Raw genomic sequence first — 8144 nt, forward strand, 5'->3', positions numbered from 1 at the left:
AGCGTAACGCTCTCTGTTTTTAAGTTTTAATTATGCATTGAGTTAACTCTATTCGATGTCCATCGGGATCGACTACAACGGCTCTTCGTCCCCATTCTGACATTGATGGTTTCGTAATAAAAATGACATCCTCTTTCTGTAGTTCTATCACAATCGCATCTAAATCAAGAACTTGAAATCCTAATCTAGTTCCTGTTGTCACCTCCATTCGAGCTGTTTGAGGGTAAATCTCGAAAGTAACCTGTCCAATCCTACTAGCAAAATGTTCCAATCTGTTTCCATGACGATGCTTAGCAAAATTCAAGCCTAGCATTTGATAAAATTTAATGGATTTCTCCAAATTAACGGAGCGAATAACAACAAGACTAAGATATACATCCATCATTCTAAAACTCTAGCTGGGATAAGAGCATAAAATTTATTACTCATTTGATTCTGATAGCTGTAATTTTTTTGCCGTCTCAAGATCGCTCACCTTGTAAGCATATTCGCTTGGGGTGAGAAGCATATCATAGTTTTTGGCAATGACATGCTGTCGTTGCTCTGCAACAAAATCCGAAATATCTTCAATATTTACAATCCACTCTCGTGAATATTTGATTACTACTTCCCCTTGTAAACCTAATTGAATTGCCCGACGCTGTAGCTTTTCTCCTGTTGGCGAGTGATCGGGATCCCATTGCAAACGAACTTGAGATGCTTTAACAGCCTCACTCCAAGCTTGCTGATTTTCGTAAATCTCAGGAATATTCGTTGAATGAACGGCTTGGGAAAGAATTGAGTCAAAGGCGGAGCGTTGAATACGAATTGCTAAAGTTACTTCCTGTCCCTCCTTTGTTCCCCAACCCGAACGATACATCATCCACAGAAAGTTGGGCTTAATCCAAGTCATACGGGAAAATTTAAAGTCTCCACCGAAGTAGCCATGACTTGCGGCAAAATGTCCAATAGCAGGAGGATAGGCTTGATAAACCACGATTGAATCTGCATCATACTGTGCGAGAATAACCCTTCCGCTTGGTTGCCAACGATCTTTTTGATTCAGATATCGCTCAGTTTGTACTTTCATTATTTGCCAAGAAAAAAAATTAAATCTAGGTCAACAAAGATAACTTGCTTGATTTCGTTGTCGTGAAGATGAGCCTTAGGTTATGCCATTCCCACGAGTTACATATCTGGATGCTCCCGAAGTACAAGCTCGCGAATAAATGAGCTTTGTATCCAATTCGTTAAATTTCATCAATCCACTCCTGTACTGTAAATTCTCCTAGTACTAACCGAACATAATATAGTTCGTCAAACCCTTCTGTATAGGTCGGAAGCACCAATCGTGAGTATGTGCCTCTAATCGCTTTTTCTGGAACCTGCTGTCCAAGTTCACGGTTCTGATTTCGTTGGATTGAATCTGAAATTTTGGATGCAAAATAATAACCAGTGATACGGAATCTATTACTCTTTGCTAAAGAAATGTAGCGATCGCGTTCTTCAGGTGTGGGATTGGTGTTATCGACAACAAAGGGTTGACCAATTTTCAGACAGGTTTCTACAAGACGCTTTTCTCGATGTCTGGTCTTAAGCATATCCAAGTTGATCCGAATGTGAGTATTGGAAAAATATTGGCTGTAGAAGGTTGATTTACCACTTGCTTGAATACCAACAAAAATGATTGCCTGCACCGCTGATTTAACACCTAATTGAAGAATATCGCTAATCAAGACTATTATCCCATTCGCGTTACCGAATAGGTTGCTGTTCAGGAGCATCAGAGTGAATCTCATTGATTCGTATCGTTTGCGTACTAAAATGATTGGGTGGCATATGATCGGTGGCGGGTGCATTCTCGGCAATGGTTTCAATTTCTTTCATCCGCTGTTCAGCCACTAGCCGATTTGGATGTATCGAGTCAATTTCTCGAAAGATTTGCCCCATTGTATCGTAGTAACAGCTCACAATGGAGACCTCGTTGAACGTTGGATCGCCTTCCATGTCGCAAGTCTGAATGATCAAATCTTCTTCGGTTAGTCCATCAGATTTGTATGCTTGTTTGTGCCACGGATCGCCATTCGGGGCTGTTTCGGGCTGACACCGAAGCCAAGGGAAGATTTGAGCGAGCCAACCATTCGTCGTAGTTTTTTTATCCGTCGGGCGATACCGATCAAGATACGAGTTGCGTGCATCCTGTGTTGCCTGTTCGGAAGTAAATGCGCCCAGCAGAATATCAGGGGCGGTGTACGGCGAGATTTTACGAATCAAGAGAAAGTACATCATAAATGTCACTATAAAATTTCGTATAATGGACTTATTGAGCGGCTGTGAGCCAAATACCCGTCAGCCTGCTCCAATAAGATTGTTATATATGCAGATTCTGACGAATAACATCTACTGGCAAAGTACAAACTTTCCATTACCAAGAACACCTATGCTTTTTTCTGGATGATCTGTACAAAGGGGATCTACACTCCACTGTCGAGCAACTTTGATAGTTTCTACAGCCTTGGGGCTATCTCCTCTACAGCCGATGAAGCTATCTATTTCTTCTTCATCTTCCCATCTCTTCCAGTCTTCCTCTGTCCAATTTTCGAGTTCTCTGACACGAGCCCAATCCATAAATTGTTCTGCATCTGTTGGTTCTCCAACATTACGTAGAAAATTAGACGAAAGACCATACATAAAAGATCGAATTAACTGTCCGTCTCTAGCCAACATCCAAGAAGTCGCTCCGCAAAAATACTCAGTATCAAATTCAAATAATTGTGCTTCACCAAACTGCTGACTCAACTTGATAATTAAATTCTCTTTCGCCAGCGCACAAAGTTCTTCGATACCTGATGTGATTTCTGTATCAGCAGGGGAAACAAACTCCCAGTCGTATGGAACAACAACCCAAGAATCTTGAGAAACATATAAAAAAGTATTAGCTGTTGTTTGCCACTTCCCGTCTATTTTTTGGGAGGCATCTTGCCATCTTCCTTGCCGCTCCCCTTTCAAATCGAGTACTTCTACAACAGCTTTAATGTCTGTTGTTCTAACTGTGAGCCAAGAAATCTTAGCCTGAATATCTAAATCATCATCGGACATACTCATAATCTCAATTTTTGCTGCTTACGATCAAGAAGGCTTCTTAAAGCATTGTTTTCATCCCTAGAGTACCCAAGAGAGTAAAGCTAATATCTATGCTGTATAACGTTCGTGTTGAGAGGCTACAAGCAAACTTTGTAATATAGTAGAACTTTGAATAAATCCAATCCAACACGGTTGTTATACATCATTGTTCTCACACTTCAATTACTAAATTTGGGATGAAATCCTTATTTTGCTCGTCTGGGTAACCTCTAGGATTACAGATTATTCGAGTGTTCCCGATCGCATAATCTTGCTGCGTATGCACATGCCCATGTATCCACAATTTAGCATAGGATTCTTGAACAAAATGATCAAGATGTGAAGCATAAGCGGCACTCAAAGTATCATCTTGGTAACATTCTGGTAGCGAAAGCTTGCTAGGCGCATGGTGAGTAATGATGACAATCTTATTTACGCTATCTTTAAGTCTTGCTACCTCCTCTTCCAACCATCTCAACGATTTAGCATGAATCACGGCGGTATCGATCGCCCGAAGTTTGCGATATTGTGGGCTAATACGGATTCTTCGATAATCAGTCATTGTCTGAGTTGCCTGATAACCAGCAATTTTTGGATCACCGAATAATTTGAAGTCTGTCCATAACGTGCAACCCAGAAATGCAACCTCATCAACAATTACATAACTGTTTTCCAAGATGTGAATATTTGTTCCTTCGACTAGCTCTTTGAGATCACTAACGTGTTTTGGAAATGCTCTTCCATAGTATTCATGATTTCCAAGCACATAGATCACATGTTGATCTGGGAAGCTTGCTTTAGCCCAATCAATACCTTTTTTACCAACGTGAATATCTCCCGCTAAAATCACCACGTTTGCTTCGGTCTTCGGGGGATTAAACGACTCAAACTCAATATGTAAGTCACTGAGGATATGCAACTTCATTTTATCTCAACTTTATCCCAAGATTGAAGACGTATAACTATGTATTAGACGGAAAAATCCTGTCTAGTTTGACCACAGTAGTAGCATGGGTTAGTGCAGCATAGCGCATTAACAACAAACATCAAAAATGTTCGTTACATTTCATTAATGCAGGCTACAAGAGCGGCGATCGCACTGTGGACATAAAGATGCCGTCAAACCGAAATGCTTTTTCTTTGATCAACCCTTGCTAATTGTTACAATTTGTATAAGATCTACTTCCATCCATGCCTGTAATCGATAAAAGTTGGCGTTCTTCTTCAGGTGAGATTCTAATAAATCTTTGCCCTCCCAAATACTCATTTGTACTTACTAAGATTACTCCATCGCCGAAATGTACTATTGGATTTTCTTCCCCATTATCGTGAAAAGAAATCGTATAAGGTAATTTTTGCATTAAGTCTTCATAGGCTTCATCTTCTCTGGCTTTAAATCTAGACCACCGATTTCTTTGTAATTGCGCCTGAAAAAATTGTTCGATTTCTTCTAGAGTTTCTTTGCGAAAAGTGTAATGGCATCTCAACACATCTTTAGGATATTTTGCTGGCTTGTATTCTTTTGCGATTACCAACTTGTATTTACTCCAGACTTGCGGGGGAACGCCATCTTCGGCAGAAGTACATCCACTAAGATAAGATGCGACGATGAAAGCAAACGTAGCTATTATAAATTTTTTATTGAGCATGACTTAGAGCGTGTTTGAGAAGTTTTTGGCAATAAGAAAAGGTAAAAAAGCTCCCAAAGGTATAGCCTGTCAATATACAAAAACAAAGACAGACCGATGGAAACAACAAAGAAATCTTACCCACAGACTTAATCGATAGTCAGTGGGAACTGGTAATGGAACATAAAATATTAGAGTTAAAAGCCTAACGATTGAGTTAAACCTTGAAAGAATAAAGAATTCCTTTCATCTCCACACATACCAATGAGATCGCTAGTCTCACCATTAAGCTACAGCAAACCCAGTGTACTCGCGTATCTTAGGATAACGAAAGCCGAGTACTATATCCTCTTTGGGAATACCTGCTTCCACTAAATCAGTAGCTATACCTTCCTCAGTATCATCACATTGAACCCAGACTTTATCAACAATCAAACAAAGGTGAATTGGTGTTGCATGGAGATATTTATTACCACTCCAGCCAACATCTAAAACTAGATACTGCCCTCGCTCATCATCAAACACAACCTGAGAAGAATAACCATCAGGTAAAGTAGCCCGATAGTCAGCATGACTCTGGAGAACATTCTTAATGATGCTTTGATATTTTAATCGGATATCCATTTTACAATAATTCTTTTTCAGCGCTGATTAAGCGTTCTGCTCCCAAATCTGCCGATAAACGTTTCTTGCCAATTTGAAGTGGAAATGGATCATGAGTGATTGTCCACCCATCCTTTTCCAAAGCAATCCTTACAGTGTTATGGTAAATATCTCTTGCAGATACAAAAATCTAAGATGTGAGTTTGCTCTCTAGTATAGCAAATTTCGCTTTTTTTACTAAGATTTGCAGCGCTCTGCGCCGCCAATCTTACCCTTATCATTAAGCCTGTTATATATTTAAACAATGGCAAAAGCAAAAAGTCGATATGTATGTAATAACTGCGGTGAAGACTTCCCGCAGATGTATGGCAAATGTCCCTCTTGCTCCAGTTGGGGAACCTTGCAAGAAGAACTAGTTCCTGTCGTGTCTGCAAATACCAATGCGATCGCCACATTCTCGCATCTTGGTACAGCCAAATCCACGGGCAAAGCCAAACCTAGAGAATCCTTAACCCTCTCGCAAATTACCGACAATGACCAAGCGCGATCGCCTTCAGGTTATGAAGAAATTGATCGCGTTTTAGGTGGGGGCATTGTGGCAGGTTCCCTTGTGCTGATTGGCGGTGAACCAGGGATTGGCAAAAGTACGCTATTGCTGGGTATGGCGCAAAAATTGATGAGTCGCTATCCGACACTCTATGTCTGTGCCGAGGAATCAGCACAACAGGTGAAACTGCGATCGCAGAGATTAGGAATCTTAGAAGAGAATTCTGAAGATCTCTATTTATTAGCGGAAACGGATTTAGAGACTGTCTTAAGAGAATTGCAATCTCTTCGCCCCAAGGTTGCCGTAATCGATAGTATTCAAGCGCTCTACTTCTCCAACTTAAATGCTGCTCCTGGTTCCGTTTCGCAAGTGCGGGAATGTACGGCAGCGTTGATGCGGGTAGCTAAGCGAGAGAATATCTCACTATTTATCGTTGGTCATGTCACGAAGGAAGGCTCGATCGCAGGACCCAAAGTATTAGAACATATGGTGGATACGGTTCTCTATTTTGAAGGCGATCGCTTTGCCACGCACAGATTATTGCGATCGGTCAAAAATCGCTTTGGCGCAACGCAGGAAATCGGTGTATTTGAGATGATCGATCGCGGCTTGCGTGAGGTTTCCAACCCTTCGGAGTTATTTCTCGGCAATCGTGATGAATCTGTTCCGGGAACCGCTACGATTGTCGCCTGTGAGGGAACGCGCCCGATTGTGGTGGAGTTACAAGCCCTCGTCAGTCCCACCAGTTATTCCTCGCCTCGCCGCACGACTACAGGCATCGAGACTAATCGCTTTCTGCAAATTCTGGCGGTTCTCGAAAAAAGAATTGGGATTCCTCTATCAAAGCTTGATGCCTATGTGGCGGCGGCGGGTGGCTTGAATGTGGCGGAGCCTGCGGTGGATTTGGGAGTAGCGATCGCAGTGGCAGCAAGTTTTCGCGATCGCACGGTCGATCCGCGCACGGTGATGATCGGTGAAGTGGGACTAGGCGGACAGGTGCGCCCCGTATCACAATTAGATATGCGTTTAAAGGAAGCGGCAAAGTTAGGCTTTAAACGGGCAATTATCCCCAGTATGCAGGTGATGCAAAATTACGGCATGGAAATCGTTCCTGTAACTAAAGTATTAGATGCGATCGTGGCAGCTTTGCCTCGCACGAAGTTTGAAGTAGCCAAGTCAAGTGACGAGTCAGAAAATTAATTAAATTTTCATGCATTGCAAATCTTAAAAAATTTTTGCCAAATTCACCCAAAAAGCCAAATTAGTATGTTAGGGTATGCCCAAGCAGTCAAATTAGTGTGTTTGGGTATATGAGGATCGTGAACAGGCAACCCCTAAATGTTGAGCTACTGACGCTCGATGATGGTACACAAAAGATCGCTTGGGATGTCAAGCAACTCCAGTCTTTATTGGGTATCAGTGATTTGCTCCATCAGGAAGAGTTATCTTCCGCAGCAAGTACAGGAGTTAATTCTTCTGGCATACCGACTATTGAGACGGTAATTGCGATATTAGATGAGCTTGGTTTAAAGGATTTATACGAGGTTCGTTATCGTAAACAGTACGCAACAATCATTCCTAAAACTGATTCTAAGCGTCCAAAAGTCGCTATGTATGTCGTACAGCAACAATCAGAACTTGCTTTGTCTATTCATGAAAAGATATGGAATGGTAATCAAGTTAAAATTCACGGTAGATCTAAAGATGATAATCATAGTTGGCACGAATCAAGAAGAAACTTGTATGTTCTTCCAGAAGAAAAACGAAATTTTATAGATAGGCTTATAGAGTTAGTAGATTTAGAAGGATCTCAACAGTCACGAGCATCTGATTTTGAAGATAATTTATATTCTAAGGAAAGTTCATTCTCATTTGAAATGCCAGACTTAAAAACTTCCTATACCCCATTACTCAATGACATGATTGAGGAAAATATTTGTTACGAGTTAAGTTCAGATCAAAGGTTCCCATCAACTTCTCGAATCTTCTTGTCTGACTATTCACATCTTAAAAGTTGTTTGTCAGATATAAAAGATAATGTTGAAGTTTTTCTTCGTTCAAATGGAGAGAAACCTGAGAGTTTATTTAAAGAATTTAAGAGCGTGTTTGAGAAGTTAAGCGAGGCGTTTGAGGAGGAATAGAAAAAAGCCTCAGAAGTTTCAGGTAAAAGTTCGTACTCTCTTGTCAAACGCCGAAAGCGAGAAAACCAAGCAAAAGTACGTTCAACCACCCAGCGCTTTTGTTGGACAACAAAGCCTTTTTGC

10 protein-coding genes and 2 pseudogenes are annotated in these 8144 nt (G+C 41.0%); 2 read left to right on the forward strand and 10 right to left on the reverse strand.

The window, feature by feature from the left end; genetic code table 11:
- Window positions 1-19 precede the first annotated feature (19 nt).
- The 9 genes and pseudogenes from PseudUWO310_RS11290 to PseudUWO310_RS11330 all read right to left on the reverse strand — a co-directional run.
- The gene (locus PseudUWO310_RS11290) at window positions 20-385 is read right to left on the reverse strand and encodes a VOC family protein (protein WP_142601221.1); all 366 of its coding nucleotides are present in this window, start codon (window positions 383-385) and stop codon (window positions 20-22) included.
- Window positions 386-421: 36 nt separating this feature from the next.
- On the reverse strand, window positions 422-1069 hold the full coding sequence (locus tag PseudUWO310_RS11295) for a DUF4291 domain-containing protein (RefSeq protein ID WP_142601223.1): 648 nt from the start codon (window positions 1067-1069) through the stop codon (window positions 422-424).
- Window positions 1070-1229: 160 nt separating this feature from the next.
- Window positions 1230-1676, reverse strand: a complete 447-nt coding sequence (locus PseudUWO310_RS11300) for an ATP-binding protein (RefSeq protein WP_142601248.1) — start codon at window positions 1674-1676, stop codon at window positions 1230-1232.
- A gap of 58 nt (window positions 1677-1734) precedes the next feature.
- Window positions 1735-2268, reverse strand: a complete 534-nt coding sequence (locus PseudUWO310_RS11305; RefSeq protein ID WP_142601226.1) for a hypothetical protein — start codon at window positions 2266-2268, stop codon at window positions 1735-1737.
- A 111-nt stretch (window positions 2269-2379) separates the two neighbouring features.
- Window positions 2380-3078 (reverse strand): hypothetical protein, encoded by a 699-nt coding sequence (locus PseudUWO310_RS11310; protein WP_142601228.1) that lies wholly within the window; start codon window positions 3076-3078, stop codon window positions 2380-2382.
- A 196-nt stretch (window positions 3079-3274) separates the two neighbouring features.
- Window positions 3275-4027: a metallophosphoesterase gene (locus PseudUWO310_RS11315; protein ID WP_142601231.1), complete on the reverse strand. Its 753-nt coding sequence runs from the start codon at window positions 4025-4027 to the stop codon at window positions 3275-3277.
- Window positions 4028-4256: 229 nt separating this feature from the next.
- On the reverse strand, window positions 4257-4751 hold the full coding sequence (locus PseudUWO310_RS11320; RefSeq protein WP_142601234.1) for a hypothetical protein: 495 nt from the start codon (window positions 4749-4751) through the stop codon (window positions 4257-4259).
- 264 nt (window positions 4752-5015) lie between these two features.
- On the reverse strand, window positions 5016-5354 hold the full coding sequence (locus tag PseudUWO310_RS11325) for a XisI protein (RefSeq protein ID WP_142601236.1): 339 nt from the start codon (window positions 5352-5354) through the stop codon (window positions 5016-5018).
- Between the two features lie 10 nt (window positions 5355-5364).
- Window positions 5365-5523: pseudogene (locus PseudUWO310_RS11330) on the reverse strand (element excision factor XisH family protein); the annotation flags it as partial.
- Between the two features lie 114 nt (window positions 5524-5637).
- Between PseudUWO310_RS11330 and radA the strand changes: the two are divergent.
- Complete coding sequence (gene radA / locus PseudUWO310_RS11335; protein WP_142601239.1) at window positions 5638-7080, forward strand: DNA repair protein RadA; 1443 nt, start codon at window positions 5638-5640, stop codon at window positions 7078-7080.
- Between the two features lie 119 nt (window positions 7081-7199).
- A complete protein-coding gene (locus PseudUWO310_RS23915) occupies window positions 7200-8021 on the forward strand; it encodes a hypothetical protein (protein WP_190315988.1) in 822 nt (273 codons plus the stop codon).
- Here PseudUWO310_RS23915 and PseudUWO310_RS23920 read toward each other — a convergent pair.
- Window positions 8018-8144 (reverse strand): annotated as a pseudogene (locus tag PseudUWO310_RS23920) (transposase); the annotation flags it as partial. The gene PseudUWO310_RS23915 and the pseudogene PseudUWO310_RS23920 sit on opposite strands and share 4 nt — an antisense overlap.

This window comes from Pseudanabaena sp. UWO310 (genome assembly GCF_006861605.1).
Classification (GTDB): Bacteria; Cyanobacteriota; Cyanobacteriia; order Pseudanabaenales; family Pseudanabaenaceae; genus Pseudanabaena.

Bases quoted from the DNA above. Each gene is read 5' to 3' on its own strand.
- PseudUWO310_RS11290 (WP_142601221.1), bottom strand. From the start codon at position 385: ATGATGGATGTATATCTTAGTCTTGTTGTTATTCGCTCCGTTAATTTG.
- PseudUWO310_RS11295 (WP_142601223.1), bottom strand. From the start codon at position 1,069: ATGAAAGTACAAACTGAGCGATATCTGAATCAAAAAGATCGTTGGCAA.
- PseudUWO310_RS11305 (WP_142601226.1), bottom strand. From the start codon at position 2,268: ATGATGTACTTTCTCTTGATTCGTAAAATCTCGCCGTACACCGCCCCT.
- PseudUWO310_RS11310 (WP_142601228.1), bottom strand. From the start codon at position 3,078: ATGTCCGATGATGATTTAGATATTCAGGCTAAGATTTCTTGGCTCACA.
- PseudUWO310_RS11315 (WP_142601231.1), bottom strand. From the start codon at position 4,027: ATGAAGTTGCATATCCTCAGTGACTTACATATTGAGTTTGAGTCGTTT.
- PseudUWO310_RS11320 (WP_142601234.1), bottom strand. From the start codon at position 4,751: ATGCTCAATAAAAAATTTATAATAGCTACGTTTGCTTTCATCGTCGCA.
- PseudUWO310_RS11325 (WP_142601236.1), bottom strand. From the start codon at position 5,354: ATGGATATCCGATTAAAATATCAAAGCATCATTAAGAATGTTCTCCAG.
- radA (WP_142601239.1), top strand. From the start codon at position 5,638: ATGGCAAAAGCAAAAAGTCGATATGTATGTAATAACTGCGGTGAAGAC.